This is a genomic window from Streptomyces sp. NPDC004111 (assembly GCF_042874215.1).
Taxonomy (GTDB): Bacteria; Actinomycetota; Actinomycetes; order Streptomycetales; family Streptomycetaceae; genus Streptomyces.
Genome location: NZ_JBIAMU010000024.1, coordinates 107682 through 132670, shown reverse-complemented (window position 1 = coordinate 132670; position 24989 = coordinate 107682). Strand labels below are relative to the sequence as shown.

The following is a 24989-nucleotide window of genomic DNA, read 5'->3' as shown; positions in this document are numbered from 1 at the left end:
AGGGGAACGGGCAGCCCCCGGACCTGCCGGAGCGGTGCGACGCCGGTCAGTCGCGGCTCGGCAGCAGGTCGACGAACGGGTCCGAGGTGGCCGCGATGCCGTGGCCGAAGGGCGCGTCCAGGTCCCAGATCAGGAAGAGCAGGAAGGCGATCATCACGCTGAACAGGCCTGCCAGCAGCAGTTCGCGCGGGGTGCGCCGGATCTGCAGGGTGAAGATCAGGCCGACCGTGATGAGCGCACCCGTGATGAGGCCGAACCACACGATGGTGGGCATCGTGGCCTCGGTGTTCTGCGCCCGAGTGTTGCGGGCGTCGTCGGCCGCCGCGATCTGGTCGACCAGCGGCTGGTAGGCCTGGCCCTCCAGATCGGTCTTGGGGGCGTAGAGGGTGACGTCCTGGCGGACCCGGTTGAGGAGTTCGGTGCCGCGGTCGGTGACGGTGCCCTCCTCGGTCATGTGCCGCCACTCGGTGTCGACGACGTAGCTGACGTACGTGTCGATGTCGGAGCGGATGCGGGCGCGGACGTCCGCCGGGTAGACCTCGGAGCGGGCGCTGACCTCGTGCAGTGCCTGGGCCTCCTGGCGCACGGACTCCTGGGCGGCGCCGCGCCCCTCCCAGACTCCCGCGATGGCCAGGCCGAGGACGATCGCGTAGATCACGCCGATCATCATCGTCATGTACTCGAGGACGTCCGGGGTTTCGGTCGGATCGTCGTCGTCGGCGACCCTCCGGTTGTTGATCACCACGATGGTGAGGACGATCGCGCAGGCGGCGGCCATCGCGATGGTCAGAACAAGCCATTCCGACATGGGTACCTCCGTCGGTGGAACCGCATCAGCGGGAGGAACGGGGACGCAGTACCGCGACGGCGAAGACCGCGGGCGCTGTGATCATGAGCGTGAGAGTGAGCATCGAGGTGCGGCCCTTGGGGGGCTTGCGGGCGGGCTTGCGGTAGGCGGGCAGGGCGATCCCCCTGGCCGCCGGGGGTCCCGGACGTGCGCTCGGCGCGGGCGGGGAGCTGGGGGCCGGGTCGGGCGCGGGGGCCGCCGCCGGTGGCGCGGGCGGAGCCGGGCGGGGCGCGGCCGGCCGCGCGGGTACGGGGCCGGGGGCGGGCGGGGCCGGTTCCGGCGGCGGGGGCTTCGGCACGGGGGCGGGGGGCGGAGCCGGTGCCGGAGGTCGCGGCGGCGGCTTCGGGTCGTCGGGCGGTGGCGGTTTCGGGGTCGGGGGCGGCGGGGGCGGCGAGGGCTTCGGCGGCGGGGTCGTCCAGCAGCGGGCGTCGCCGCCGGCCGCCGCGACCGCCGTCCCGGTGTCCTGGCCGATGGAGGCGTAGGCGCAGCTGTCGGCGGACGCGGGCACCGAACCGGCCAGCAGCCAGCACAGGGCGGCCGACGACAGCAGGCGAACGAGGAGCGGACCGGGCTTCCGGCGTGATCCGTACACGAGGGGCATCATGAATCTGCTCAACGAGCGCTACGCGTCAGAAGTATGGGTTTCCCCTGATGGTTGGGACTTTCCTGAATTTGCGTTCGGAATTGCGCCGGGTGTTCGCACGAGGGGTGTTCCCGAGCGGGCGAAATATTTTCGGAGGGTGCTGAACGCGGTGGCCCCCGCCGCACGTACCCAGGGTCATGAGCGACGCACTCCTGCGTCGTCCACAGCCCTACGGGAACCCTCGGGACACGGGAGTCGACATGAACAGCTGGCGGAGCGTCTCGCTCGCGGTGACGGCGGCGGCGGTGCTCGCCCTGACGACGGCATGCGGGCAGGACGGCGGTGCCGGTGCCCAGTCGGTCGGCAACGCCGCACCGGCCCAGCAGCCCGCGGGCGACGGGTACGGCGGCGGCGACGGATACGGCGGCAGCGGGCAGACGGCGCCCCGGGCGGCCGGCCGGCTCGCCGTGCGGGAGGACGGGAAGCTCGGGAAGGTCGTCACCGACGGGGCGGGCATGACGCTCTACCGGTTCGACAAGGACTCGGCGAAGCCGCCCGCGTCCCGTTGCGACGGCGACTGTGCGAAGGCCTGGCCCGTGGTGCCCGCCGAGGGATTCACCGCCGCCCCCGGAATGAACGCTTCCGCCCTGGGGGCGGTGACCCGGAGCGACGGCGGCAAGCAGCTCACGCTCGGCGGCTGGCCGCTGTACCGCTACGCCAAGGACGTCAAGGCGGGCGACGTCAACGGGCAGGGCGTGGGCGGCGCTTGGTTCGCCGCCGCGCCCGACGGGAAGAAGGCCGCACCTGGCGCGGCGGCACCCGCGGAGCCCGCCCCGCCGGCCCCCGCGCCCGCTGCCCCCGCCGCCCCGGCGGACCTGCCCGGCCTGTCCGTGCGCAAGGACCCGAAGCTCGGCGAGATCGTCGTCGACGGCCGGGGGCGCACCGTCTACCGCTTCAAGAAGGACTCGGCCTGGCCCATGCGGTCCGCCTGCACCGGCAAGTGCCTGGCGAAGTGGCCGGTCGTCGCACCCGTGGCGAAGGACGACACCGAGGGCATCCTCAAGAAGGGCTTCGTCGTCTTCGACCGCCCCGACGGTGTCAAGCAGCAGACGATCAACTGCTGGCCGCTCTACACCTTCTCCGGCGACAGTGCGCCGGGGGAGACCAACGGGCAGGGTGTCGGCGGCACTTGGTACGCCGTGTCCCCGCAGGGAAAGCTCGTGGGAGCTGCCAAGTAGGGCCCCGCGGCCCCCGTCGAGGGCACCCGCGCACAGGCGGCTACCGGCCACCCCGAGTAGGAGCCGGGCGGTGGTAGCTCATACAGTCGGCCCGTCGCTCCCGTCCCCAGCGGGAACGGCGGGCCGGCGCGCGGATGCACGTGCCACCTGGGTGTGACCTAGAACGGACGGGCAATTTCCGTTTTCGCTCGCCCCACTGGCGGTGGATCAGTAGCCTCGGCTCGAACACCGGGCACGGTCATGAGCCGTGCCCGCATTCGTCGCGGCGAGTTGTGGGAGACATTGATGGAGCGTCCCGCCTGGGCACCACCGGGCATCGACATCTCGATGCCCAGTGTGTCCCGCATTTACGACTACTACCTGGGCGGTTCGCACAACTTCGAGGTAGACCGGGACGCGGCCCGCAGGGCGATGGAGTTCATGCCGGGGCTCCCCAAGGTGATGCAGGCGAACCGGGCCGTGATGCGCCGCGCCGTGCGCCACGCGCTGTCCGAGGGCGTCACCCAGTTCCTCGACATCGGCTCCGGCATCCCCACCTTCGGCAACGTCCACGAGGTCGCCCAGGCCGCCGACCCCACCGCACGCGTGGTGTACGTCGACCACGACCCGGTGGCCGTCGCGCACAGCCGGGCCGTGCTGGAGGGCAACGAGCGGGCGGCCGTCGTCGCCGCCGACCTGCGCAAGCCGCGCGACATAGTGGAGAGCCCCGAGGTCGGCCAACTCCTCGACCTGGACAGACCGGTGGCGCTGCTGCTGGTCGCCGTGCTGCACTTCATCGAGGACGCCGACGACCCGTACGCCGCCGTCGCCGCGCTGCGCGACGCCCTCGCACCCGGCAGCATGCTGATCATCACCCACGCGTCGTACGAGGGCGTGCCGGTCACCGCCGAGCGGGCGGGCGGCGCCGTCGACGTCTACCAGAAGATCAACAACCCGCTGGTCATGCGGTCGCACGCCGAGGTCGCCCGGTTCTTCGAGGGGTACGAGATGGTCGAGCCGGGGCTGGTGCCGCTGGCCGAGTGGCGGCCGGAGAACCCCGTCGCCCAGGAGGACCCGTACGCCTTCTCGGGCTACGCAGGGGTGGGGCGCAAGGCGTGAGCGCGCAGGTACCGGACGGAGAGAGGGACGTGGCGGTCGCCGAGGACCCGGCCGGGGCACGGGAGCCGGCCGGGCCGCGGGACCCGCTCGCGGCCCCCGGGCCCCTCGACGACACCGAGGACCGCGTACGGCGGTTCGCGACGATCTGGAGCCGGGCCATCTTCCCGGCCACCGCCACCTCCCTCACCCGCCCCGAATTCGAACAGCTGCTGCTGCCGCTGGCGCTGCGGCTCTGCCGGGCACTGCACGAGCGGCCCTTCGACCCGGCCGCCGCGCACGAGGTGGGCTCCGCCCTGATCGACGCGCACTGCACGGACCCCGACGCCCTCGTCCGTACCCTCGGCGTCGTCGAGTCCTACCTGGTGCTCTACTGCACCGACGGCGACGGGCCGCCGTCCGCCGCCGAGGAGCACCGGGCCCGCTCCGCCCGCCTCCAGCACGGCATCGCCGCCGGATTCGCCCGGCAGCTGCGCGAGCGCACGCTGCGCGAGCAGGAGGCCATCGCCCGCTCCGCGCTCAGCGCCCGCAGCGAGGCCCAGCAAGCCCTGCACGCCACCGAGGAACGGTTCCGCGCGGTCTTCGAGGGCGCCGCCGTCGGCATCGGCATCGCCGCGCTCGACGGCACCATCCTGGAGGTCAACGAGACGCTGACCCGGATGTTCGGCGGACTCGACGCCCAGGTGCGCGGCCGCAAGGTCAGCGAGTGGGGCCACCCGGAGGACACCGCGCAGGTCTGGCGGATGTACGAGGAACTGGTGCGCGGCGAACGCGACCACTACCGCTGCGAGAAGGCGTTCTACCGGGGCGACGGCACCGTCCTGTGGACCAACCTCACGGTGTCGCTGCTGCGCGACTCCGAGGGCCGCCCGCAGTACCAGCTCGCGCTCATGGAGGACACCACCGAGCGCCGGCTGCTCAACCTGCGCCTGCGCTACGAGGCCACCCACGACGCGCTCACCGGACTGCCCAACCGGACGCTCTTCTTCGAGCGGCTGGAGAAGGCGCTGTCCCAGGGCGGCGACACCCGCTTCGGCCTCTGCTACCTCGACCTCGACGGCTTCAAGGCGGTCAACGACAGCCTCGGCCACTCCGCGGGCGACCGGCTCCTGGTGGAGGTCGCCGACCGCCTCCAGTCCTGCGCGACCGCACCCGGCGAGATGGTCGCGCGCCTGGGCGGAGACGAGTTCGTGGCACTGACCACCGGCCCCGACACCCGCCGCGAGGTCGACGACCTGGCCGCCCGGATACTGAACGCGCTGGCCACCCCGATACACCTGGAGGGCCGCGAGATCACCGTGCGCGGCTCCATCGGCATCGTCGAGGGCCCGGCCGCCGAGCGCGGCCCCGCCGACGTGCTGCGCAGCGCCGACATCACCATGTACCGGGCCAAGTCGGCGGGCGGCAACCGCTTCGAGTTCGCCGACGCGGAGGCCGACGAGCGGGCCATCACCCGGCACGGGCTCACCCACGCGCTGCCCGCGGCCCTGGAGCGCGGCGAGTTCTTCATCGAGTACCAGCCGCTGGTCCACCTCGGCGACGGCAGCGTGCACGGCGCGGAGGCCCTGGTCCGCTGGAGCCACCCGCAGTACGGCGTCCTCGGCCCGGACCGGTTCATCCCGCTCGCCGAGCACACCGGGCTGATCGTCCCGCTGGGGCGCTGGGTGCTCCAGGAGTCCGTACGGCAGGCCAGGTTCTGGCAGGAGAAGCACGCCGACGGCGGCCCGCTGCGCATCAACGTCAACCTCTCGCCCACCCAGCTGCACCACCCCGGGCTGGTCGCCGACACGGTGGAAGTGCTGGAGCGGGCCGGACTCTCACCCGGCGCGCTGTGCCTGGAGGTCACCGAGTCCGCCCTGATAGGAGCCGACGAGGACCTCCTCAAGCCGCTGCGCCAGCTCGCCGAGATGGGCGTCGACATCGCCCTCGACGACTTCGGCACCGGCTACTCCAACCTGGCCAACCTGCGCCGGCTGCCGGTGAGCGTGCTGAAGCTGGACCGGTCCTTCACCCAGAGCATGCAGCGGCTGCCGGCCGACCCCGTCGACGTGAAGATCGTCGAGGGGATCGTCTCGCTCGCGCACAGCCTGGAGCTCGCGGTGACGGTCGAGGGCGTCGAAACGGGCGCCCAGGCGGACCAGTTGCGGGAACTGGGCTGCGACACCGCCCAGGGCTGGTACTACGCCAGGCCGGGCGCCCCGGACCGCATCCACGCGCTGGCCCTGACGGACGCGGTCTGACCGGGACACCACCCGGACGGCGGGGCGCGGTCCCTCGGCCGCGACCCGCCGTCCCCGGGGTGGCGGGCGCCCGGCGCCCGCGCGCCCCCCCGCCCCCCCCCCCCCCCCCCCCGCCCGCCGCCGCCGCGCCCCCCCCCCCCCCCCCCCCCCCCCCCCCCCGCCCCGGGGGGCCGCCCCCCCCCCACCCCCGTGCCGCCCCGGCGCCCGGCGCGCCCTCGCGGGCCGTCAGGCGCCCGCACCCAGCAGCACCCGCTGCAGCTCCCGGGCCGCCCGGGGCGGCGCCACGTCGCTCCGGTGCGCCAGGGCGATGGTCCGGTGCAGCCCCGGCCCGGCCAGCGGAGTCACCCGCAGGCCCGTCCCCGTGCGCTCGGCGACCATCCGCGGCACCACCGCCACGCCCAGCCCCGCCCGGACGAAACCCAGCACCGCGTCCATCTCGCCGCCCTCCACCGTGAACACCGGCTCGAACCCCTCGGCCCGGCAGGCGGCCACCGTCAGCTCCCGCAGGTCGTAGCCGTGCCGGAACATCACCATCGGGGTGTCGCGGAGGTCGGCGACCCGGACCGGGCTGCGCGGTGCGCGGGCCGCCGGTGAGGAGACCACCACCAGGTCCTCGTGCAGCAGCTCGACGGTGGTGAGCGCGGGGGAGGGGGTGGGCAGCGGCAGCACCACGAGGGCCAGGTCCAGGGCGCCGCGCGCCAGCTCCCGCACCAGGTCGTGCGAGCCGCCCTCCTCGACCAGCAGCTGAATGCCCGGGTGGGCGTCGTGGAAGGTGCGCAGGACGTCCGGGAGCAGACCCGTGCACAGGCTCGGGGTCGCGCCCAGGCGCACCCGGCCCCGGCGCAGCTGCGCCATCTCCTGCACCTCGCGGCGGGCGGTGTCGGTGTCGGCGAGGATCCGGCGGGCCAGCGGCAGCAGGGCCTCGCCCGCGTCGGTCAGCGCGATGTTGCCGCGCGCCCGGGTGAACAGGTCGGCGCCCAACTCCCGCTCCAGCGCGCGGATCTGCTGCGAGAGCGAGGGCTGCGCCACGTGCAGCTGCTCGGCGGCACGGGTGAAGTGCCGGCACTCGGCGACGGCCACGAAGTAGCGGAGCTGCTGGAACTGCATGATCCCAGCATACGCGGGCTCGATAGGCTCACCCTATTGACTTGAGCCGCACCATGTCTTGGACCACTGGGTCTTTCGGCCCTAGCGTCGTGACCATGGCTCTGGCAACGCGACAGGACACCCCCCGAAAACCGCCCGTAGGACGTCCCCGGCGGCCCCGGCACACCTTCTGGGGCTCGACCGTCGGCAAGAAGACGGTCATGGCCGTCAGCGGTCTGATCATGCTCGGCTACCTCGTCGCCCACATGATCGGCAACCTGAAGATCTTCTTCGGCACCGACGAGTTCAACGGCTACGCGCACTGGCTGCGCACCCTGGGCGACCCCGTCCTGCACTACGAGTGGGCGCTGTGGATCGTCCGCGTGGTGCTGCTCGCCGCCGTCGTCCTGCACGGGGTGAGTGCCTACCAGCTCAGCCGGCGCGACATCCGGGCCAGGCCCACCGCGTACGCGCACAAGCGCAAGCGGGCCGGCTACGCGACGCGCACCATGCGCTGGGGCGGCATCATCCTCGCCCTGTTCATCGTCTGGCACCTCCTCGACCTGACCACGCTCACGGTCAACGGGAACGCGCAGCACGGAAAGCCGTACGAGAACGTCGTCGCGTCCTTCTCCACCTGGTACGGCAACACGATCTACATCGTCGCCATGCTCGCCGTCGGCCTGCACGTGCGGCACGGCTTCTGGAGCGCCGCCCAGACCCTCGGCGTCGGCAACGCCAGCCGCGAGCGTTTCCTCAAGGCAGCCGCGAACCTCCTCGCCCTCGTCCTGACGGCGGGCTTCCTCTCCGTGCCGGTCGCGGTCATGACCGGATTGGTGGGCTGACATGACCTCCCCGTACGCCGACTACCGCACCGGTGACCCCGTCGTCGACACCAAGGCCCCCACCGGGCCGGTCGCCGAGCGCTGGGACACCCGCCGCTTCGAGGCCAAGCTCGTCAACCCCGCCAACCGCCGCAAGCACACCGTCATCGTCGTCGGCACCGGGCTCGCGGGCGGCTCGGCGGGCGCCACGCTCGCCGAACAGGGCTACCACGTCGTCCAGTTCTGCTTCCAGGACTCCCCGCGCCGCGCCCATTCCATCGCCGCGCAGGGCGGCATCAACGCCGCGAAGAACTACCGCAACGACGGCGACTCCGTCCACCGGCTGTTCTACGACACCGTCAAGGGCGGCGACTTCCGGGCCCGCGAGTCCAACGTCCACCGGCTCGCCCAGATCTCCGTGGAGATCATCGACCAGTGCGTGGCCCAGGGCGTGCCCTTCGCGCGGGAGTACGGCGGTCTGCTCGACACCCGCTCCTTCGGCGGCGTCCAGGTCTCCCGGACCTTCTACGCCCGGGGCCAGACCGGGCAGCAGCTCCTCCTCGGCGCGTACCAGGCGCTGTCGCGGCAGATCGCCGCCGGGAACGTCGAGATGCACCCGCGCACCGAGATGCTCGACCTGATCGTCGTCGACGGCAGGGCGCGCGGCATCGTCGCCCGCGACCTGATCACCGGCAGGATCGACACGTACTTCGCGGACGCCGTCGTCCTCGCCTCCGGCGGCTACGGCAACGTCTTCTACCTGTCGACGAACGCCATGAACTCCAACGCCACCGCGATCTGGCGGGCCCACCGGCGCGGCGCGTACTTCGCCAACCCCTGCTTCACCCAGATCCACCCCACCTGCATCCCGCGCACCGGCGACCACCAGTCCAAGCTGACCCTGATGAGCGAGTCGCTGCGCAACGACGGCCGCATCTGGGTGCCGAAGGCCAAGGGCGACACCCGCCCCGCCCGCGAGATCCCCGAGGAGGAGCGCGACTACTACCTGGAGCGCATCTACCCCTCCTTCGGCAACCTCGTCCCCCGCGACATCGCCTCCCGCGCCGCCAAGAACGTCTGCGACGAGGGCAGGGGGGTCGGCCCCGGCGGGCAGGGCGTCTACCTGGACTTCGCCGACGCCATCGCCCGGATGGGCCGGGGCGCGGTCGAGGAGAAGTACGGCAACCTCTTCGACATGTACGCGCGGATCACCGCCGAGGACCCGTACGAGACCCCCATGCGGATCTACCCCGCCGTGCACTACACGATGGGCGGCCTGTGGGTCGACTACGACCTCCAGACCACCGTGCCCGGCCTCTTCGCCGTCGGCGAGGCCAACTTCTCCGACCACGGAGCCAACCGCCTCGGCGCCTCAGCCCTCATGCAGGGCCTCGCCGACGGCTACTTCGTCCTCCCCGCCACCATCAACGACTACCTCGCCCGGCACGCCCGGCAGGACGAGGTCGACGCCTCCCACCCGGCCGCCGCCGAGGTCGTACGGGAGACCGAGGAGCGGCTCGCGAAGCTGCTGGCCGTCGACGGCGACCGCACCCCCGACTCCTTCCACCGCGAACTCGGCGAACTCATGTGGGAGTACTGCGGCATGGCCCGCACCGAGGAGGGGCTGCGCAAGGCCCTCGACCGGATTCCGCAGATCCGCGCGGAGTTCTGGCGGCGGATCAAGGTCCCCGGGAGCGGCGAGGAGTTCAACCAGTCGCTGGAGAAGGCCAACCGCATCGTCGACTACCTGGAACTCGCGGAGCTGATGTGCCTCGACGCACTGCACCGCGAGGAGTCCTGCGGCGGCCACTTCCGCGAGGAGTCCCAGACCCCGGACGGCGAGGCCGCCCGCGACGACGAGCGCTTCTCCTACGCCGCCGCCTGGGAGTACGCCACGGGCGCTCCCGTCCTGCACAAGGAAGACCTCGTCTTCGAGCACGTCCACCCCACCCAGCGGAGCTACGCATGAGGCTCACCCTGCGCGTCTGGCGCCAGAAGAACCCGAACACCCCCGGGGAGATGGCGCGTTACGACGTCGACGACATCTCCGCCGACATGTCCTTCCTGGAGATGCTCGACACCCTCAACGAGGAGCTGATCCTGAAGGGCGAGGACCCCGTCGCCTTCGACCACGACTGCCGCGAGGGCATCTGCGGCGCCTGTTCGCTGGTCATCAACGGCGACGCGCACGGCCCCGAGCGCACCACCACCTGCCAGCTCCACATGCGGTCCTTCCAGGACGGCGACACCATCGACGTCGAGCCGTGGCGGGCCTCCGCGTTCCCCGTCGTCAAGGACCTCGTGGTGGACCGGTCGGCCTTCGACCGGATCATCCAGGCGGGCGGCTACGTCAGCGTGCCGACCGGCGCCGCACCCGAGGCGCACGCCACCCCCGTGCCCAAGGCCGACGCCGACTTCGCCTTCGAGCACGCCGAGTGCATCGGGTGCGGGGCCTGCGTCGCCGCCTGCCCCAACGGCTCGGCGATGCTCTTCACCTCGGCGAAGGTCAACCACCTCAACGTGCTGCCGCAGGGCGCCCCCGAGCGCGAGAGCCGCGTCCTCGACATGGTCGCGCAGATGGACGACGAGGGCTTCGGCGGCTGCACCCTCGCCGGCGAGTGCGCCACCGCCTGCCCGAAGGGGATTCCGCTCCCGTCCATCGCCGCGATGAACAAGGAGTGGCTGCGGGCCAACCGCAAGAACGGCAGGCGCGGCTGACGGTACGTCCGCAGAAGCGCGGGCGGGCTGCCGGAAGTCCGCCCCGCGCTCCTGACGTACCGTCAAAACCGGGGTAGCTTCGCCCTCATGTATCCGGGAGCGTACGACCCCGCGCACCCGGCCGTCGTCACCGCTGACGGCGGCCGGACCCTCACCTACGGACAGCTCGAAGAGCGCTCGCTGCGGCTCGCGAACCACCTGCGGGTCGCGGGTCTGCGGCGGGGCGACCACCTCGCCCTCCTTTCCGGCAACGACCCGCGCGTGCTGGAGGTCTACTGGGCGGCTATGCGCTCGGGCCTCTACCTCACCGCCGTCAACCACCACCTCACCGCCGAGGAGGCCGCGTACATCGTCGAGGACTGCGGGGCGGCCGTCCTCATCGCCTCGGCCTCGCTCGGGCCGCTCGCCGACGACGTCGGCCGGCTGGTGACACGTGCCATGCCGCGGCTGGAGTACGGGACGGAACCCGGCTCGTACGACAAGGCGCTCGCCGAGGCGTCCCCCGAGCCCCCGGACCACCAGCCCATCGGCGCGGACATGCTCTACTCCTCCGGCACCACCGGCCGCCCCAAGGGCATCCAGCCCGACCTCGCCGACGGCGACGTCCGCGAGAACCCCGCGCTGTACGTGCCGCTCTTCACCGCCATGTACGGCTTCGACACGGACTCCGTCTACCTCTGCCCCGCCCCGCTCTACCACGCGGCCCCGCTGCGCTTCTGCGGCGTCGTCACCGCCACCGGCGGCACCGTCGTGCTGATGGACTCCTTCGACGCGGAGGGGGCGCTCGCCGCGGTCGAGAGGCACCGGGTCACGCACGGGCAGTGGGTGCCGACCATGTTCGTACGGCTGCTGAAGCTGCCCCAGCGCACCCGCGAGCGCTACGACCTCTCCACGCTCAGGGTCGCCGTCCACGCCGCCGCCCCCTGCCCCGTCGAGGTGAAACGGCGGATGATGGACTGGTGGGGGCCGGTCCTGCACGAGTACTACAGCTCCACCGAGGGCAACGGCATCACCTTCATCGGTCCCTGGGAATGGCTCACCAGACCTGGCTCCGTCGGCCGCGCCGGACTCCTCGGCGAACTGCGCGTGTGCGGCCCGGATGGTGCGCCGCTGCCCCCGGGCGAGACCGGCACGGTCTACTTCGAGCGCCCGGAACTCCCCTTCCGCTACCACAACGACGACCGCCGCACCCGCGAGGCCCAGCACCCCGAGCACCCGAACTGGACCACCACCGGCGACATCGGGTACGTCGACGCGGACGGCTATCTCTTCCTGACCGACCGCGCGGCCTTCATGATCATCTCGGGTGGGGTGAACATCTACCCGCAGGAGACCGAGGACTGCCTGGCCCTGCACCCGAAGGTGGCCGACGTGGCGGTGATCGGCGTGCCGGACCCGGAGATGGGCGAGGCGGTCAAGGCGGTGGTACAGCTGGAGCCGGGAGTGGCCCCGGGCCCCGAAGTCGCCGCCGAGATACTGGAGTTCGTACGGGGGCGGCTCGCGCACCACAAGGCGCCGCGCACGGTGGACTTCGCCGACTCGCTGCCGCGCACCCCGACCGGAAAGCTCGCCAAGTCCGCTCTGCGGAAGGCGTACTGGCCCTAGAGGGGGTGGGACGGTCGGTCCGTCCCGGTGCCGTGCCCGTCCCCGGTGCCGGTGCCGGTGCCGTCCCCGTCCCCGCCCGCTCCCGCTCCCGCTCCCGCGAACTCCCGCGCGAGGTAGGGGGCCGTGCGGCTGCCCGCGCAGCGGGCCACCTCGCGCGGAGGGCCCTCCGCCACGACGAGGCCGCCCGCCTCGCCGCCGCCGGGGCCGAGGTCCAGCACCCAGTCCGCACCGGCCACCACCGACATGTCGTGCTCGACCACGACCACCGAGTTCCCCGCCTCCACCAGGCCGTGCAGCTGCCGCATCAGGACCTCGACGTCGGCCGGGTGCAGGCCCGTCGTCGGCTCGTCGAGGACGTACAGCGTGTGCCCGCGCCGGGTCGTCGCGCGCTGCAGCTCCGATGCCAGCTTGATCCGCTGGGCCTCGCCGCCGGACAGTTCGGTGGCGGGCTGCCCGAGGCGCAGATAGCCGAGGCCCACGTCCAGCAGGGCCCGCAGGCTGCGGGCGGCGGCCGGGGTGTCCGCGAAGAAGTCGGCCGCCGCCTCGACCGTCAGGTCCAGCACCTCGGCGATGTTCAGCCCCCGGTGCGTGACCTGGAGCGTCTCGGGGTTGTAGCGGGCGCCGCGGCAGTCCGGGCAGGGCGTGTACGTACTGGGCAGGAACAGCAGCTCCACCGAGACGAAGCCCTCGCCCTGGCAGGTCTCGCACCGGCCGCCGGCCACGTTGAAGGAGAACCGGCCCGCCCGGTAACCGCGCGCCTTCGCCTCGTCCGTCGCCGTGAACAGCTTCCGCACGACGTCGAAGAGCCCGGTGTACGTCGCCAGGTTGGACCGGGGAGTACGGCCGATCGGCTTCTGATCCACCGTCACCAACCTCTCTACGCCCGGGAGTTCCTCGGTGATCGCGGCCACCAGGGTGGACTTTCCCGAGCCCGAGACGCCCGTCACGGCGGTGAACCCCCCGAGCGGCAGCTCCGCCTCCAGCGCGTTCAGATTGTGCCGGGTGACCGGGCCCAGCTTGAGCCACCCGGACGGCCCGCGCACCTCCCGCACCGCTGCGGGCTCCCGCGCGAAGAGGAAGCGCCGGGTCACCGAATCGGCCACCTCGGCCAGCCCGGCGGGCGGCCCGCTGTGCAGGACCAGACCGCCCCGGGTGCCGGCCGCCGGGCCGACGTCCACGAGCCAGTCCGCGCGGCGTACGACATCGAGGTGGTGCTCGACCACGAACACCGAGTTGCCCGCCGCCTTCAACCGGTCCAGGACCACCAGCAGCGCCTCCGCGTCCGCCGGGTGCAGACCGGCCGACGGCTCGTCCAGGACGTACACCACGCCGAAGAGCCCCGACCGCAGCTGGGTGGCCAGCCGCAGCCGCTGGAGCTCGCCGCCGGAGAGGGTGGGCGTGGTGCGGTCCAGGCCGAGGTAGCCGAGGCCCAGCTCGGTGACGACGGCGATCCGGGCCCGCAGGTCGTCGGTGAGGACCCGGGCGGTGGGGTCCGGGTCGTCCGTCCGCAGCACCCGCGCCAGCTCGGCGAGGGGGAGCGCGGACAGCTCGGCGATCGTACGGCCCGCGAAGGTCACCGCGAGGGCCTCGGGGCGCAGCCTGCTGCCGCCGCACGCCGGACAGGGGGCGCTGGTGAGGAACCGTTCGGCCTTCGCACGCAGCGCCTGGCTCTTGGTGTCGGCGAAGGTGTGCAGCACATAACGCCGGGCGCCGGTGTACGTGCCCTGGTACGGGCGGTGGATGCGGCCCGCCTCGCGCACCGGGTGCACGGTGACCACCGGCTGCTCGTCGGTGAACAGGATCCAGTCCCGGTCCTGTTGCGACAGCTCCCGCCACGGCCGGTCCACGTCGTAGCCGAGGGCGTCCAGCACGTCCCGCAGGTTCTTGCCCTGCCAGGCGCCCGGCCACGCGGCGATGGCCCCTTCCCTGATCGACAGAGACGGGTCGGGGACCAGCAGCTCCTCGCTGGTGCGGTGGATCAGCCCCAGCCCGTGGCAGTCGGGGCAGGCACCGGCCGCCGTGTTCGGCGAGAAGGAGTCCGAGTCCAGGCGCGCGGCCCCCGGCGGATAGCTGCCCGCCCGGGAGAACAGCATCCGCAGCGAGTTCGACAGCGTGGTGACCGTGCCGACCGACGACCGCGACGACGGCGCCGACCTGCGCTGTTCGAGGGAGACCGCGGGCGGCAGACCGCTGATCTCACCCACCCGGGGCGCCCCCACCTGGTGGATCAGCCGACGGGCGTACGGGGCGACGGACTCGAAGTAGCGGCGCTGGGCCTCCGCGTAGATCGTGCCGAAGGCGAGGGACGACTTGCCGGAGCCGGAGACCCCGGTGAACACCACCAGCGCGTCGCGCGGAATGTCCACGTCCACGTTCCGCAGATTGTGCTCGCGGGCACCGCGGACGCGGACGTACGGGTCGTGGGGGCTGTGCATGGGGACTCCGTACGGCGCGGGAGCAGGGGCGGGCACGCGGGGTCGGGGGCGGACAACGGGGCAAACAGTTCGATTCTAGGCCGCGGGCTCCCGCAGCCCCACCAGAGCCGCCAGCCGCCGGTACGAGTCGAGCAGCCCCTCGCGGTCGTACGAACTGGTCGTGACCAGCACCTCGTCCGCGCCGGTGGCCGCGATCACCGACTCCAGGGCGGCGGCGACCTGCTCCTCGGTGCCGTGGATGTGCCCCTGGAGCCCGCTTTCGTAGAAGCCGCGCTCCTTGTCGGTCATGCCGCCCGACGCGCTGTCCGCCGCCGCGAGGCGCTCGATGTGCTCGGCCGGCAGCAGCGGCGGGAACGTGCCGTGCGTGCGCGAGTACGCCATCGACCAGGCCTCCGGGAGCAGCAGCCGGCGCGCCTCCGCCTCGCTGTCGGCGACCGCGACCGTGCCGGCGATCACCACATGCGGCTCGGCGGCCCACCGCGACGGCCGGAACGCCGACCGGTAGCGCTCCACCGCCGCCAGCAGCTTCTCCCGGCCCCGCAGGTCCCCGACCACCACGGGCAGCCCGGCCTCGGCGGCGATCGTCGCGCCCTCCCCGGTGGCCAGCACGAACGGCGGCACGCGCAGCCCTTCCGCCGGATACGCGTGCACCGGGCCGCCGCCGGTGAACCACCCGAGCAGTTCGTCGAGTTGCTCCGCGAACCGGTCCGCGTCGTCCTTGTCCCGGCCCAGCGCCCTGCGCACCCCGTTGGTGAACCCCACCGACCGGCCGAGCCCCATGTCGATCCGGCCGGGGAACAGCGACTCCAGCACCCCGAACTGCTCGGCCACCACCAGCGGCCGGTGGTTGGGCAGCATCACCCCTCCCGTGCCGACCCGGATCGTGGAGGTCGCCGCGGCGACGGCCGCCGCCAGCACCGTCGGCGCGGAACCGGCCACCCCGGGCACACTGTGGTGCTCGGAGACCCAGAACCGGAAGAAGCCGGCCGCTTCGAGGCGGCGGGCCAGGTCCACCGTCTCGCGCAGCGCCCGCGGACCGTCCTGCCCCTCGCGGGTGCGGGAGCGGTCGAGTACCGAGAACCTGGTCCGTTCGATCAATGTGCTCACACAGGGTTCAACGCACACACGGCGACAAGATTCCCGCCGCTGCCCGCTGCCCGCTGCCCGCTGCCCGCTGCCCGCTGCCCGCTGCCCGCCGCCCGCCGCCCGGCACCTGCCTAGGCTGGCCCCCATGAGCGACCACCACAGACCCCTGGCCGTCTTCGACCTCGACGGCACCCTCGCCGACAGCTCCCACCGGCAGCGCTTCCTGGAGCGTAGGCCGCGGGACTGGAACGCCTTCTTCGCCGCCGCCCCGCAGGACCCGCCGCTCGCCGAGGGCGTGGCACTGGCGCTGCGGAGCGCCGAGGAGTGCGAGGTCGTCTATCTGACCGGCCGGCCGGAGCGGTGCCGCCGCGACACCGAGACCTGGCTCTCCCGACATGGGCTGCCCGAGGGGCGGATCTGGATGCGCTCCGACAACGACCGCCGACCGGCCCGGCTGACCAAGCTGGAGGTGCTGCGGAAGCTGGCGCGCGAGCGCGAGGTGCGGGTGCTCGTCGACGACGACGCCCAGGTGTGCGAGGCGGCCGAGCGGGCCGGTTTCACCGTCGTACGGGCCCGCTGGACCGCCTCCTCGCAGGTGCTCAGGGACGCTCAGGAACGGGACGGGCGCACCTGAGACCACCCTTACCGGAGGTTCACAGTCCAATACATTCCCAACAACCCTTGACCCACCGAATGGTTCATGCCAATTTCTTGATCCGTGAACCCTGTACAGAATCGCTCCATAGCTGTTTCCACCGCGCTAGTGGCCTGTGGAGCTCTGCTCACCGGCTGCGGGCTGATGCCCGGCTCGTCCGCCGAGGAGGAGACCAAGACCGTCACGATCTGGCTGATGAAGGACAGCGCGTCCCGCGAGTTCCTGAAGAGGTTCACGGAGGAGTTCGAGAAGCAGCACCCCGACACGCGTCTGGACTTCCAGGTCCAGCCGTGGGCCGGCATCGGCCCCAAGGTCAACAAGGCGCTGGAGGGCAGCAACCCGCCCGACATCATCGAGGTCGGCAACACCCACGTCGCCCAGTACGCCGTGCGCGGCGGCCTGGAGAACCTCACCCTGGAGTCCGTCCGCGACTTCGGCGGCGACGACTGGCTGCCCGGCCTGGCGCACCCCGGTGCCGTCGACAACGCGCAGTACGGCATCCCCTGGTACGCCGCCAGCCGCGTCGTCATCTACCGCAAGGACCTCTTCCAGCAGGCGGGCATCAAGAAGCCCCCGCAGGACCGCGACGAGTGGCTGCAGGCCACCAAGAAGCTCAACACCGACGGCAAGCAGGGCATCTACCTCGCCGGACAGGACTGGTACACCCTGGCGGGCTTCATCTGGGACGAGGGCGGCGACCTCGCCGTGGAGACGGCCGGCAAGTGGCACGGCAAGCTGGACACCCCCGAGGCCCTGCGGGCCATGAAGTTCTACCAGAAGCTCCAGGTGCTCGGCGACGGACCCAAGGACGCGGACGAGGAGAAGCCCCCGCAGGCGGGCCAGTTCGCACAGGGCGACATCGCGCAGATCATCGCGACCCCCGGCACCGCGAAGCTCATCGAGGAGAAGAACCCGGAGCTGCGCGGCAAGCTCGGCTTCTTCCCGCTGCCCGGCAAGATCACCGGCAAGCCGGGATCGGTCTTCGTCGGCGGCTCCGACCTGGTGATCCCGCAGAACACCGACCAGCGCAAGGCCGCGGTCGCCGTGGTGAAGGAGCTGGCCAGCGAGAAGTGGCAGACCGACCTCGCCCGCACCATGAACTACGTGCCCAACAAGGGCAGCCTCGCCTCCGCCGTCGCGGGCGAGGAGGGCGTGGCGGCCATGGCCAGGGGCACCCTCGAAGGGCGGGCCACGCCCGCCTCGCCGAAGTGGGGCGACGTCGAGGCGAACAACCCCATCAAGACGTACATGACGAAGGTGCTCGGCGGCGCGGACCTGGAGGCCTCCGCGAAGTCGGCCTCCGACAACATCTCCCGCATCCTCCAGCGCGTCGGCGAGGAGGAGTAGCGGGAGCACTCCTCCCGCCGGACGCGCCCGGACCCGCTTCGGGCCGCTTCGGGCGCGTCCGGCGGACCCGGGCGCGGGGCGGCCGGTCCCGGCCCGGCCGAAGGGCCGGGGCGGGAGGGGGCCGCCGCGGGTGCGCCCGGCGGGCCGGGCGGCAGGTCTAGGCCGGAGTGGACAGCGACAGGGCGAAGCGGCCCGCCTCGTCCGTCCACCAGTGGCTCAACTCCATTCCCGCCTCGGCGAGTTCGGACCTTATCCCGTCCTCGCGGAACTTCGCGGACACTTCCGTCCGCAGCTCCTCGCCCTCCTCGAAGGCGACCGCCAGATTCAGCTCCCGGACCTTCACCACCAGGTCCCTGCGGGCGCGCAGCCGCATCTCGATCCACTCGTGCCCGCTGTCCCAGTGCGCGACGTGGGCGAAGTCGTCCGGATCGAAATCGGCGTCCAGCTCGCGGTTGAGCACGGCCAGGACGTTCTTGTTGAAGGCGGCCGTCACCCCCGCGGAGTCGTCGTACGCGGCGATCAGGGTGGCCTGGTCCTTCACCAGGTCCGTGCCCAGCAGCAGCGCGTCGCCCGGCAGCAGCAGTGCGCGCACCGACTTCAGGAACACGGCCCGCTCGTCGGGCAGCAGATTGCCCAGCGTTCCGCCGAGGAACGCCACCAGCCGGGGACCCGGGGACCCGGGCAGGGTCAGTCCCCGGGTGAAGTCGGCGATCAGCGCGTGCACGGAGAGCGCCGGACGCTCGGCGAGCAGCGATTCGGCGGCGAGCGTCAGCGCGCTCTCGCTGACGTCGACGGGAAGGTAACTGTGCAGCCGGGGCAGGGCGTCCAGCAGGATCCGGGTCTTCTCCGAGGACCCCGAACCCAGCTCGACCAGGGTGCGCGCACCGGTCGCGGTGGCGATCTCCTCCGCCCTGGCGTGCAGGATCTCCCGCTCCGCGCGCGTCGGGTAGTACTCGGGCAGCCGGGTGATCTCCTCGAACAGCTCGCTGCCGCGGGCGTCGTAGAACCACTTCGGCGGCAGCGACTTGGGATCCCGGCCGAGCCCCTGGAGGACGTCGGTGCGCAGGTCGGCGCCGGTCGCGTCCACGGGCAGGGTGCGGGTGACGATGAACGGGCTCACGCGACGGGCTCCTTGAGAGGGGTCAGCAGGACATCGGTACGGGTGGCGGCGAGCAGGGTGCGGTCCGGGACCTCGACCCAGTGCGGTGCGTCGTCCCAGGGCTCGGAGGCGACCACGGTGCGGCGGCCCGGCTCCGCCAGGTACCACAGGGTGTCGCCCCAGGCGGTCGCGGTGACGGTCTCGCCGTCGGTGAGCAGCAGGTTCAGCCGCGATCCCGGCGCCGCCCCGGCCACCTCCCAGACCGTGTCGGCCAGCGCCTGGCCCGGCTCGTCGCCGTTGCGCAGCCGGTGCAGCACGAGCGCCCAGACGAGCGCCGAGTCGCAGCGTGCCTCCAGACCGAGCAGCGCCGCGGCGGGCAGGGCCGCGGCGAGCGGGGCGAGGCTGCCGGGCCAGCCGCGGACCGCCCCGTTGTGGCTGAACAGCCAGCGGCCGGAACCGAACGGCGCCGCCGCCGCCTCCCCGTCCGCACCCGCCTCGGTGGCGTCGCGCACGGCCGCGAGCAGCGCGCCGGTACGCACGACCCGGGCCAGGTCCGCGAAGTTCGGGTCCGCCCACATCGGGCCGGTGCGCCGGTAGCGGGCGGGCACCGGGTCGCCCGGCGCGTACCAGCCGGCACCGAAACCGTCCGCGTTGACCGTGCCGTACTTCTGCATCCGGGGCGCCCAGGCCTGCCGGTACAGGCCGTGCGCCGGCGCGACGAGCACCTCGCCGAGCGCCGACTCCGGTCCCAGAAAGGCGAGATGACGGCACATCAGAGGGCACCTTCCGCCGCGTCGCGGGCGGTCCGGAACCCGGCGAAGATCTGCCGGCGCACCGGCAGGTCCCAGTTGCGGAAGGTGCCCCGGCAGGCCACCGCGTCCACGGCGAACGACCCGCCCCGCAGCACCTTGTGCTCCGGGCCGAAGAAGACTTCCGAGTACTCGCGGTACGGGAACGGGGCGAACCCCGGATAGGGCAGGAAGTCGCTCGACGTCCACTCCCACACGTCCCCGATCAACTGCCGTATCCCCAGCGGCGACTCGCCGGCCGGATAGGCGCCGGCCGGTGCCGGGCGCAGGTGCCGCTGCCCGAGGTTGGCGTGCTCGGGCGTCGGGTCCGCGTCGCCCCACGGATAGCGCGTCGAACGGCCCGTCGCCGGATCGAAGCGGGCCGCCTTCTCCCACTCCGCCTCCGTCGGCAGCCGCCGCCCCGCCCACCGGGCGTACGCGTCCGCCTCGTACCAGCTGACGTGCAGCACCGGCTCGTCCGGCGGCACGGGCTCCGTCACGCCGAACCGGCGGCGCAGCCACCGTGCCCCCTCGCGCCGCCAGAACAGCGGTGCTTCCAGGGAGTGCCGGCGGACCATGTCCCAGCCCGCCGGGTCCCACCAGCGCTCCTCGCGGTACCCGCCGTCCTCGACGAACGCCAGGTACGCCTCGTTGCGGACGGGCGTCACGTCCAGCAGGAACGGCGGTACGAACACGGGGTGCGCGGGACGCTCGTTGTCCAGCGCCCACGGCTCGGCCGACGTCCCCTGGGTGTACGGGCCGCCCGGCACCAGGACCTCGGCGGGCAGCGAGGCCGCCGCGTCCGGGGCCACCGGCGGCGGGGGAGCGGTCAGCGCGGCCGGGCCGCCGCGCAGCTGATGGGTAATCAGCATCGTTTCGTCGTGCTGCTGTTCGTGCTGGGCGATCATCCCGAAGGCGAAACCGGCGTCCAGCAGCGGCGCACCGCGCAGCGGACTGCGCTCCAGCACGTCCAGGGCCCGGCCGCGCACCTCGGCGGCGTACGCGCGGGCCTCGGCCGGGGCGAGCAGCGGCAGGGCGGGCCGCTCGGCGCGCGGATGCTCGAAGGCGTCGTACACGGTGTCGATCTCGGGGCGCATCGGCTCGCGTCCGCCGACCGTCCGCAGGAGCCACTGCTCCTCCTGGTTGCCGATGTGCGCCAGGTCCCACACCAGGGGGGACATCAACGGCGAGTGCTGGGCGGTCAGTTCGGCGTCGTCGACGCACGAGGTGAGCAGCGCGGTGCGCTCCCGGGCGCGGGAGAGCGCCTCGACGGCACGGCTGCGGAGCCCCTCGGAGTCCAGGTCCGGGGGCTGGGTGGTCTCGGTCATGCGGGCGGGTCCTCTCCGGGGCGCGGGGCGAAACCGGGGGCGGGCGGGGGCGGGGTGCGAACGGCGGCGGGATGCGCGTCGAGCAGGTCGTCGGCGGGGCTGCGGCCGGGCACCACGTACCGCTCGGTGAACGCGGCGACCGCGTCCCGTACCGCGCGGTCCGCGCCCAGCCGGGGCAGCGCCTCGCGCGCCACCGCGAAGCACGCCACCGCGGCGGCGTGCAGATCCGGGTCGGCCAGCCCGGTGCGGGCCGCGGACTCCCACAGCGGATTGCGCGGAGCGGGCTGCGAACCCGCTAGCTCCGCCAGGGGTTTGACGGCACGCCAGGCCGACTCGGCGGCGGCCGGGTCGTCGAAGAGCGCCGCCGTCACGGCCACCGGCACCAGCCAGCCGTCCGGGCCCGGCTGCGCGTCGATCATCCGCAGCTCCAGATGGCCCTGGGGGCGCACCGGCGGGAACAGCGTGGTCAGGTGGTACTCCAGATCGGCCCGGGTGGGCGGCCTGCCCACCCGCGCGGCGTCGGTGAACCACTCCCGGAAGGTCAGCCCCTCAGGCGCGGGCCGCAGCGCGCCGTCCGGGTCCTTCACGCACAGCACCGTCGCGTCCAGCGCGAGGCGCGTCCAGGCGGCCCTCGGCTCGACGCCGGTGGCCGGGGCCTGCGAGCGGGCGGCCTCGATGCCCGCCCACAGCGCCTGCCGGTGCGAACGCCAGCCGGTGGCGGCTCCGCGCGCGAGGGGCGAGTGGGCGAACACGGCGACCAGTACCGCGCCCAGCAGATGGGCCAGCGCCCAGCGGCGGCCGAGTCCGAGCGGTCCGGGTTCCTCGTGCCCGGCGTCCAGGCACACCTGGATCGAGGCGGACGTGCACATCATGGCCATGCCCGAGGGGCCGCTCCGGCCGAGGTGGCCCTCCATGGCCTCGTACCGGGGCTCGCGCAGGAAGCGCCGCGGCGGGTGCCAGGGGTCCTGGCCGTACCCGGCGAGTTCGAGTTCCTGGGGGCGGAGTGCCTCGCGCAGCGCGTCCAGGTCGGCGGAGACGGTGCGCAGGCAGTCGGTGAGCGATGCGGCGGGCAGCGAGCTGAGCTCCAGCTGGCCGCCGGGTTCGACGGTGACGGCCGACCGCAGGGGCAGGGCCCTGGCCGTGGCGTGGGCCGCGGCGAGACGGTCGGGGGAGACGGGCAGATGCGGCTGGTGGGCGTCGTGGACGAGCCATTCGAGTTCGACCCCGAGCGTGCGGGGCGGGCCCGTCTTGAAGCAGATACATCGGAGGAGGTCCTCCGCCTCCGTCTCGGAGATGGGCGGTCCGCCCTCTCCGAACATGTCCTCGGGCATGGCTGTTCCTCCTGTCGGAGACCGCGCCGGGGCGGTCGTCCCCGGCCGGTCGGGCCGGGGCACAGCAGACCACCTAAGCGACTGTCCGCGCGTCGCACAAGAGTGCCTTTGAGCCGCCCGGGTGGACGGCCGGCGACGCCGCAGGCCGAACTCCCGGAGCGGACAAAAGAGTTTGCGCGCACGCCCGTACCGAGGTGAACATCTGCCCCGTGAGCGCACGACTACGCGGTATCGCGAAAGAGACCGAGACAATCGTCGGCGAAGGGCGGTACACCGCGCCCGGCGGCCGGACCGTGTCCCTGGCCGCAGCCCTGGAAACCGCCCTGGCCGGCACCCGGACGTACGGGCCCGAACCGGTCCCCGTCGACCCGGACACGGACCGTGCCACCCGCTTCGAGGTGAGCGCAGAGAGCAGCACCGAGGCCGCCCGCCGCCTCGCCGGCGACGCCACCGGGCCGGTGGCGGTCCTGGTCTTCGCCTCCGCCCGCAACCCCGGCGGCGGCTACCTCAACGGCGCGCAGGCTCAGGAGGAGGCCGTCTGCCGGTCCTCCGCGCTGTACGCGTGCCTGCTGCGGGCACCCGGCTTCTACGCCCACCACCGGGCCGAGCGCGACGTGTTCTACACCGACCGGGTGATCCACGCCCCCGGCGTACCGGTGTTCCGCGACGACCGGGGCGCCCTGCTGGCCGACCCGTACACCGTCGGCTTCCTCACCTCGCCCGCCCCCAACGCCGGTGCCATCGCCCGCAACGCACCGCGGGAGGCGCACCGCGTTCCCGGCGTGCTCGTCACGCGCGCCGGCCGCGTCCTGGAGACCGCGGCGGCCTGCGGCTACCGCCGGCTGGTGCTGGGGGCGTGGGGGTGCGGGGTCTTCCGGAACGACCCGGCGACGGTGGCCGGGGCGTTCCACGGCCACCTCACCGGGGACGGCCGGTTCGCCGGCCACTTCGACGAGGTGGTGTTCGCGGTGCTGGACCGCACGGGCGGCGGACCGGCGCTCACCGCCTTCCGCGACGCGTTCGCCGCTCAGCTCCAGCCGTACAACTCCCGCAGCCTGAACACCACCTGATCGAACCGCGCACGGTCCAGGGCGCACGCCTCGCGGCGCATCCCCTCCTCGTGCACCCGCAGCACCCGGTCCAGGTCCACCCACGAGTCCCGGCCCGCGCCGTCCCACGGGCCCGAACCGATCGCCAGCCACTCCCGGTCGTGGTCGTGCCGTTTGCTGGACAGCCGCACCGCCAGCAGCGTCCCCGCCTCCTCGCGGGCCACCACCAGCACCGGGCGGTCCTTGCCCCGGCCGTCGTTCTCCTCGAACGGCACCCAGGTCCAGACGATTTCGCCGGGATCGGGGTCGCCGTCGTGCTCCGGCGCGTACTCGGTGCGGACCGGCCCGATGCGGCCGGGGTCGGCCTCGGTCGTCATGGCCGGGCCGGAGCTGCCCGGCAGGTCCCTGGGGTCGTCGAGTGAAGTCGTCACGCCCGCCAGGGTAGGGGACCGGGTCCCTCCGGTCGGCCCAGTCCACCCGGCGGCGGCGCGGCCCGCACCGCAGGCTCTGATCATGCGCCCCACCACGCTCCTCGCCGCCCTGACCGCCGTCGCCCTGCTGACCGGACCCGCCGCCTCGCACGCGGACACCCCCGACCCGGACCGCCGGGACCCGGCCGCACCCGCCCGCACCGTCTCCGCCTGGCTGCCCTACTGGGACCAGGAGACCGGCTACCACGACGCCCTCGCGCACGCCGACCAGCTCCACACCGTCAGCCCCTTCTGGTACGAACTCAAGGCCGCCGACCGGGTGGACGCGCACCCCGGCGCCGAACAGAAACACATCGTCGACGGCCTCCACGCGGCCGGCATCAAGGTCGTGCCCACCGTCAACGAGGCCCTGCCCGCGGGACGGCTCGCCGCCCTCGTCACCAGCCCGGCACAGCGCGCCCAGCACGTCCGCACCCTCCTGGCGGTCGCGGACCGGGGCGACTACGACGGGCTCGAACTCGACTACGAGTCCATCGCGCCCACCGGCGACGCCACCTACCGCGAGGTCCGCGCCGGGTACGCCGCCCTCGTCACCGAACTCTGCGCCGAACTCCACCGCCGCGCACTGACCTGCGCGGTCGCGGTCTCCCCGCAGGCCGACGGCAACGGCCGGATCTGGGACTACCCGGCGCTCGGCCGGGCCGCCGACCGGGTCCGCATCATGGGCTACGACCTGCACTGGCGCGGCTCCGGGCCGGGCCCGCTGGCCACCCCCGACTGGTACGACCGCACCCTCGCGCACGCCACCTCGCTGATCCCGCCCGCGAAGATCGAGATGGCGCTGCCCGGATACGGGTGGGACTGGTCGCCCGGCACCCCGACCCGGCACGTCACCTGGAAGGAGGCGGAGGCGCTGCGCGAGCGCCAGGGCAGCCCGTACACCTTCGACGCGGACGCGGGCTCGCCCCACTTCACGTACCGGGAGGGGAACGCGCGGCGCACCGTCTGGTACCAGGACGCCCGCGGCGTAGCCGCCCACCTCCCGGCGCTGCGCAAGCACGGCGTCACCGGCACGGGCCTGTGGGCGCTGGGCTTCGAGGACCCGCGGATGTGGGAGGAGCTGGCACGCGGCTGACCGCACCGCCGGGGCGCGCCGCACGTCCCGGAACCCGCTGCCGCACGTGCGAGCGGCCGGCCCCCCCGG

General features: G+C 73.2%; 21 protein-coding genes. 11 read left to right on the top strand and 10 right to left on the bottom strand.

The genetic code is table 11. The features are described from left to right. Nucleotides 1-46: 46 nt before the first annotated feature. Complete coding sequence (locus ACFYVL_RS36935; protein WP_389252950.1) at nucleotides 47-808, bottom strand: hypothetical protein; 762 nt, start codon at nucleotides 806-808, stop codon at nucleotides 47-49. A gap of 25 nt (nucleotides 809-833) precedes the next feature. Continuing rightward, complete coding sequence (locus ACFYVL_RS36930) at nucleotides 834-1439, bottom strand: hypothetical protein (RefSeq protein ID WP_389252948.1); 606 nt, start codon at nucleotides 1437-1439, stop codon at nucleotides 834-836. 251 nt (nucleotides 1440-1690) lie between these two features. Here ACFYVL_RS36930 and ACFYVL_RS36925 point away from each other — a divergent pair, with 251 nt between their 5' ends. From ACFYVL_RS36925 to ACFYVL_RS36915, 3 genes are all read left to right on the top strand, one after another. After that, nucleotides 1691-2668 (top strand): SCO0930 family lipoprotein, encoded by a 978-nt coding sequence (locus tag ACFYVL_RS36925; RefSeq protein WP_389252946.1) that lies wholly within the window; start codon nucleotides 1691-1693, stop codon nucleotides 2666-2668. A gap of 285 nt (nucleotides 2669-2953) precedes the next feature. Next, nucleotides 2954-3766: an SAM-dependent methyltransferase gene (locus tag ACFYVL_RS36920; protein ID WP_389252944.1), complete on the top strand. Its 813-nt coding sequence runs from the start codon at nucleotides 2954-2956 to the stop codon at nucleotides 3764-3766. A 29-nt stretch (nucleotides 3767-3795) separates the two neighbouring features. Then, entirely contained in the window at nucleotides 3796-6003 is a 2208-nt protein-coding gene (locus ACFYVL_RS36915) for a putative bifunctional diguanylate cyclase/phosphodiesterase (RefSeq protein WP_389253032.1), read from the top strand. A 225-nt stretch (nucleotides 6004-6228) separates the two neighbouring features. Here the strand turns inward: ACFYVL_RS36915 and ACFYVL_RS36910 are convergent, their stop codons facing one another. Continuing rightward, nucleotides 6229-7110 carry a LysR family transcriptional regulator gene (locus ACFYVL_RS36910; RefSeq protein WP_389252942.1) on the bottom strand — a complete coding sequence of 294 codons (882 nt, stop codon included), beginning with the start codon at nucleotides 7108-7110 and terminating at the stop codon, nucleotides 6229-6231. A gap of 95 nt (nucleotides 7111-7205) precedes the next feature. On the opposite strand from ACFYVL_RS36910, the gene ACFYVL_RS36905 reads away from it, so the two are divergent. From ACFYVL_RS36905 to ACFYVL_RS36890, 4 genes are all read left to right on the top strand, one after another. Then, complete coding sequence (locus ACFYVL_RS36905; protein ID WP_389252941.1) at nucleotides 7206-7934, top strand: succinate dehydrogenase cytochrome b subunit; 729 nt, start codon at nucleotides 7206-7208, stop codon at nucleotides 7932-7934. A gap of 1 nt (nucleotide 7935) precedes the next feature. Further along, nucleotides 7936-9882, top strand: a complete 1947-nt coding sequence (locus ACFYVL_RS36900) for a fumarate reductase/succinate dehydrogenase flavoprotein subunit (RefSeq protein ID WP_389252939.1) — start codon at nucleotides 7936-7938, stop codon at nucleotides 9880-9882. Further along, a complete protein-coding gene (locus ACFYVL_RS36895; protein WP_389252937.1) occupies nucleotides 9879-10631 on the top strand; it encodes a succinate dehydrogenase/fumarate reductase iron-sulfur subunit in 753 nt (250 codons plus the stop codon). Before ACFYVL_RS36900 ends, ACFYVL_RS36895 begins: the two co-directional genes overlap by 4 nt. 87 nt (nucleotides 10632-10718) lie before the next feature. Next, complete coding sequence (locus ACFYVL_RS36890; protein WP_389252936.1) at nucleotides 10719-12236, top strand: acyl-CoA synthetase; 1518 nt, start codon at nucleotides 10719-10721, stop codon at nucleotides 12234-12236. On the opposite strand, the gene ACFYVL_RS36885 is transcribed toward ACFYVL_RS36890, so the two are convergent. Together ACFYVL_RS36885 and ACFYVL_RS36880 are read right to left on the bottom strand one after the other, a co-directional pair. Next, nucleotides 12233-14671, bottom strand: a complete 2439-nt coding sequence (locus tag ACFYVL_RS36885) for an ATP-binding cassette domain-containing protein (protein ID WP_389252935.1) — start codon at nucleotides 14669-14671, stop codon at nucleotides 12233-12235. The genes ACFYVL_RS36890 and ACFYVL_RS36885 overlap by 4 nt on opposite strands. Nucleotides 14672-14746: 75 nt before the next feature. Further along, nucleotides 14747-15778 (bottom strand): LLM class flavin-dependent oxidoreductase, encoded by a 1032-nt coding sequence (locus ACFYVL_RS36880; RefSeq protein ID WP_389252934.1) that lies wholly within the window; start codon nucleotides 15776-15778, stop codon nucleotides 14747-14749. Between the two features lie 124 nt (nucleotides 15779-15902). Here ACFYVL_RS36880 and ACFYVL_RS36875 point away from each other — a divergent pair, with 124 nt between their 5' ends. Both ACFYVL_RS36875 and ACFYVL_RS36870 read left to right on the top strand, forming a co-directional pair. Beyond that, nucleotides 15903-16391 (top strand): hypothetical protein, encoded by a 489-nt coding sequence (locus ACFYVL_RS36875; protein ID WP_389252933.1) that lies wholly within the window; start codon nucleotides 15903-15905, stop codon nucleotides 16389-16391. Between the two features lie 129 nt (nucleotides 16392-16520). Further along, the gene (locus ACFYVL_RS36870) at nucleotides 16521-17759 is read left to right on the top strand and encodes an extracellular solute-binding protein (RefSeq protein ID WP_389252931.1); all 1239 of its coding nucleotides are present in this window, start codon (nucleotides 16521-16523) and stop codon (nucleotides 17757-17759) included. Between the two features lie 157 nt (nucleotides 17760-17916). On the opposite strand, the gene egtD is transcribed toward ACFYVL_RS36870, so the two are convergent. The 4 genes from egtD to egtA are packed head-to-tail and all read right to left on the bottom strand — an operon-like array spanning nucleotide 17917 to nucleotide 22305. Then, nucleotides 17917-18879 (bottom strand): L-histidine N(alpha)-methyltransferase, encoded by a 963-nt coding sequence (gene egtD / locus ACFYVL_RS36865; RefSeq protein ID WP_389252928.1) that lies wholly within the window; start codon nucleotides 18877-18879, stop codon nucleotides 17917-17919. Then, on the bottom strand, nucleotides 18876-19631 hold the full coding sequence (gene egtC / locus ACFYVL_RS36860) for an ergothioneine biosynthesis protein EgtC (RefSeq protein ID WP_389252927.1): 756 nt from the start codon (nucleotides 19629-19631) through the stop codon (nucleotides 18876-18878). Before egtC ends, egtD begins: the two co-directional genes overlap by 4 nt. After that, the gene (egtB, locus tag ACFYVL_RS36855; RefSeq protein WP_389252925.1) at nucleotides 19631-20974 is read right to left on the bottom strand and encodes an ergothioneine biosynthesis protein EgtB; all 1344 of its coding nucleotides are present in this window, start codon (nucleotides 20972-20974) and stop codon (nucleotides 19631-19633) included. The genes egtC and egtB overlap by 1 nt, the downstream gene beginning before the upstream one ends. Continuing rightward, the gene (egtA, locus tag ACFYVL_RS36850; protein ID WP_389252923.1) at nucleotides 20971-22305 is read right to left on the bottom strand and encodes an ergothioneine biosynthesis glutamate--cysteine ligase EgtA; all 1335 of its coding nucleotides are present in this window, start codon (nucleotides 22303-22305) and stop codon (nucleotides 20971-20973) included. Before egtA ends, egtB begins: the two co-directional genes overlap by 4 nt. Before the next feature lie 209 nt (nucleotides 22306-22514). Between egtA and ACFYVL_RS36845 the strand changes: the two genes are divergently transcribed. Further along, the gene (locus ACFYVL_RS36845) at nucleotides 22515-23375 is read left to right on the top strand and encodes a TIGR02452 family protein (RefSeq protein WP_389252921.1); all 861 of its coding nucleotides are present in this window, start codon (nucleotides 22515-22517) and stop codon (nucleotides 23373-23375) included. Here the strand turns inward: ACFYVL_RS36845 and ACFYVL_RS36840 are convergent. Continuing rightward, nucleotides 23333-23731 carry a type II toxin-antitoxin system PemK/MazF family toxin gene (locus ACFYVL_RS36840; protein WP_389253030.1) on the bottom strand — a complete coding sequence of 133 codons (399 nt, stop codon included), beginning with the start codon at nucleotides 23729-23731 and terminating at the stop codon, nucleotides 23333-23335. The two genes, ACFYVL_RS36845 and ACFYVL_RS36840, sit on opposite strands and share 43 nt — an antisense overlap. 136 nt (nucleotides 23732-23867) lie before the next feature. On the opposite strand from ACFYVL_RS36840, the gene ACFYVL_RS36835 reads away from it, so the two are divergent. Then, nucleotides 23868-24920 (top strand): glycosyl hydrolase family 18 protein, encoded by a 1053-nt coding sequence (locus tag ACFYVL_RS36835; protein ID WP_389252919.1) that lies wholly within the window; start codon nucleotides 23868-23870, stop codon nucleotides 24918-24920. Nucleotides 24921-24989 lie beyond the last annotated feature (69 nt).

Excerpts from the sequence above, each read along its gene's own strand:
- ACFYVL_RS36935 (WP_389252950.1), bottom strand. The coding sequence starts at position 808 with ATGTCGGAATGGCTTGTTCTGACCATCGCGATGGCCGCCGCCTGCGCG.
- ACFYVL_RS36925 (WP_389252946.1), top strand. The coding sequence starts at position 1,691 with ATGAACAGCTGGCGGAGCGTCTCGCTCGCGGTGACGGCGGCGGCGGTG.
- ACFYVL_RS36920 (WP_389252944.1), top strand. The coding sequence starts at position 2,954 with ATGGAGCGTCCCGCCTGGGCACCACCGGGCATCGACATCTCGATGCCC.
- ACFYVL_RS36910 (WP_389252942.1), bottom strand. The coding sequence starts at position 7,110 with ATGCAGTTCCAGCAGCTCCGCTACTTCGTGGCCGTCGCCGAGTGCCGG.
- ACFYVL_RS36905 (WP_389252941.1), top strand. The coding sequence starts at position 7,206 with ATGGCTCTGGCAACGCGACAGGACACCCCCCGAAAACCGCCCGTAGGA.
- ACFYVL_RS36900 (WP_389252939.1), top strand. The coding sequence starts at position 7,936 with ATGACCTCCCCGTACGCCGACTACCGCACCGGTGACCCCGTCGTCGAC.
- ACFYVL_RS36895 (WP_389252937.1), top strand. The coding sequence starts at position 9,879 with ATGAGGCTCACCCTGCGCGTCTGGCGCCAGAAGAACCCGAACACCCCC.
- ACFYVL_RS36890 (WP_389252936.1), top strand. The coding sequence starts at position 10,719 with ATGTATCCGGGAGCGTACGACCCCGCGCACCCGGCCGTCGTCACCGCT.
- ACFYVL_RS36885 (WP_389252935.1), bottom strand. The coding sequence starts at position 14,671 with ATGCACAGCCCCCACGACCCGTACGTCCGCGTCCGCGGTGCCCGCGAG.
- ACFYVL_RS36875 (WP_389252933.1), top strand. The coding sequence starts at position 15,903 with ATGAGCGACCACCACAGACCCCTGGCCGTCTTCGACCTCGACGGCACC.
- egtC (WP_389252927.1), bottom strand. The coding sequence starts at position 19,631 with ATGTGCCGTCATCTCGCCTTTCTGGGACCGGAGTCGGCGCTCGGCGAG.
- egtB (WP_389252925.1), bottom strand. The coding sequence starts at position 20,974 with ATGACCGAGACCACCCAGCCCCCGGACCTGGACTCCGAGGGGCTCCGC.
- egtA (WP_389252923.1), bottom strand. The coding sequence starts at position 22,305 with ATGCCCGAGGACATGTTCGGAGAGGGCGGACCGCCCATCTCCGAGACG.
- ACFYVL_RS36840 (WP_389253030.1), bottom strand. The coding sequence starts at position 23,731 with ATGACGACCGAGGCCGACCCCGGCCGCATCGGGCCGGTCCGCACCGAG.
- ACFYVL_RS36835 (WP_389252919.1), top strand. The coding sequence starts at position 23,868 with ATGCGCCCCACCACGCTCCTCGCCGCCCTGACCGCCGTCGCCCTGCTG.